We start from the raw sequence: 261 nt of genomic DNA, 5'->3' as shown, positions 1-261 counted from the left end.
CGCCGAACCCATTGCCAAATTGCTGCCGGTCTCACGCCGCAGCCAAGCCAAGAATTGAGATAACCATGCCCTTGACTCGCAAAGCCTACCGTGCCGCCATCCTGCACAGCATCGCCGATCCCGCCGAGGTCGGCATCGACGCGTCCTACGAGTATTTCGAAGACGGCCTGCTGGTGATCGACAACGGCCAGATCAGCGCGGTTGGCCATGCCGGCGACCTGCTGCCGACCCTGCCCGCCGACATCGACGTCACGCATTATC

The 261-nt window shown here is 62.5% G+C and carries 1 pseudogene; it reads left to right on the top strand.

From position 1 onward, the window contains the following. Positions 1 to 65: 65 nt before the first annotated feature. Positions 66 to 261: pseudogene (locus tag AC0L2O_RS36955) on the top strand (guanine deaminase); the annotation flags it as partial.

Source organism: Bradyrhizobium sp. Kon10 (assembly GCF_055807395.1).
Note: the sequence above shows the minus strand (reverse complement) of the source record. Positions and strands in the feature narration are given on the sequence as shown.